This is a genomic window from Aquitalea sp. ASV11, from assembly GCF_016429185.1.
Taxonomy (GTDB): domain Bacteria; phylum Pseudomonadota; class Gammaproteobacteria; order Burkholderiales; family Chromobacteriaceae; genus Aquitalea; species Aquitalea pelogenes.
In genome coordinates this window covers 1-1,573 of the sequence record NZ_JAELUD010000140.1, presented here as the reverse complement: position 1 = coordinate 1,573, position 1,573 = coordinate 1, and the positions used below count along the sequence as shown (strand labels likewise).

Sequence of the window (1,573 nt, the reverse complement as noted above, 5' to 3'; positions counted from 1 at the left end):
CCCCCCCCCCCCCCCCCCCCCCCCCCCCCCCCCCCCCCCCCCCCCCCCCCCCTCTTTTTTGCGTTCGTCTCGTGGGCTCGGAGATGTGTATAAGAGACAGGTCCATTTTGAATAGCACTCCCTTTAAAAGCTATGCCGTGAGGGAAAAATGATTCGACTTGTCATTTCCTCAAGTAGTTTTTTGTTGCGCCCTGATGTTTGTTTCGACCTGGCAAGCACAGCACATGAACGTGCTTTAGACTCTGTTATCCTGATTGACCTTAATGCAATTAAAAGCATTAACGGCACAAATAAAGAAAATTTCGAATCGCACAACAAAGTCAATTACATTAATTTGTCAAACTGGATCGTAAATGGTGCACCAGATCTCTATACTATTTCCATGTCGGCTAGAACTTATTCTGATGAATCTATTATAGTTCTTGATAGTACAGGACACCCAAGCGATATTATTTCTGCCGCCCTATTAAAGTGCCACCAAGCTTGGTTCCATCTAGATGAGTGGCACCGAGCATTTGTGTTGGTTTGTGATGATGCGGTTGTACACCGTTTCGCAGGAGAAGTGTCTGTCCTGTTTTGCATTCCAGCAGAAGTTGTTCAGGATAAATCTATAGCATGTATTACAAAAAAAATTCGGCACAGAGCCACTATAATGCGCTGGTTTGGCTGGAATGAGCCCCTCGTTCTAAAAAAAGTTGCCAATATTAAATTACGCATTGCCAAATTTTTAAGTAGATAATAATTTGAAAACTTTGACAGCCATGATACCAATTGATCCTGAAAGTATTTCAGTAGTTATCCAAGGCCCACTCTGCAGAAACCTTGCCCCAAACAGTGGTATCATTCGCTGCATTGAATCCATTCGAAAGCATTTGCCTGGAGCTGAAATAGTAGTATCAACATGGAATAGAGAGTGCGTAGATGATCTTCAAGACTGTAAAGTAATTACATCAGCAGAGCCATCAGAGTTTTATGACATATCTGGAAATCAGATAAACACCAATCGGCTAATTCGTTCAACACGAGTCGGAATCGAAACTGCTACAAGAGAATATGTCCTAAAATTCCGTGCAGATCATTTACTAACAAATGCCACTATAGCCTCCATAGCCGAGTATGATGATTCAGTAACTGAAAAAGACAGGCTTCTACGATGCCCGATTACTGTAACGAATCTATTTATTCGCAATCCCTCCCGGGTTCCGATGCTGTTCCATCTTTCCGATATTATACAGTTTGGCCTAAGGGATGATATGTTGAAAATATGGGACCAGGATTTACTGGCCGAAGAGAATCACTTTATCCAAGGGAAAATATCTCGGAATCCATTCGGAAATTTTATTGGTTATAGCAATCTTCGGGTCGTCCCTGAACAGGCAATTATTATTAGATGGCTAAGGTCTTGCGGATTTGAAATCACTATCGACCATGTCTGTCATGTAACCCGCAAAATGCTGATACTTTGGGAGGGGATTCTTGCCAATAATTTCAATGTCATTGATTGGCAGGATTCTGGAATTCATTTTCCGGTTAGATTTTTGAACACAGGATACTCCTTAAAAACCGTTTACTC

At 42.1% G+C, this 1,573-nt stretch carries 2 protein-coding genes; both read left to right on the top strand.

Annotation, left to right across the window (positions count from 1 at the left end):
• Positions 1-148: 148 nt before the first annotated feature.
• A complete protein-coding gene (locus JHD62_RS21300) occupies positions 149-739 on the top strand; it encodes a hypothetical protein (protein WP_199104560.1) in 591 nt (196 codons plus the stop codon).
• Between the two features lie 4 nt (positions 740-743).
• The coding region (locus JHD62_RS21295; protein ID WP_199104559.1) for a WavE lipopolysaccharide synthesis family protein at positions 744-1,573 on the top strand (830 nt) is incomplete at its 3' end.

What these genes read in the sequence shown, in the direction of transcription:
- JHD62_RS21300 (WP_199104560.1), top strand. Translation starts at nt 149, where the DNA reads ATGATTCGACTTGTCATTTCCTCAAGTAGTTTTTTGTTGCGCCCTGAT.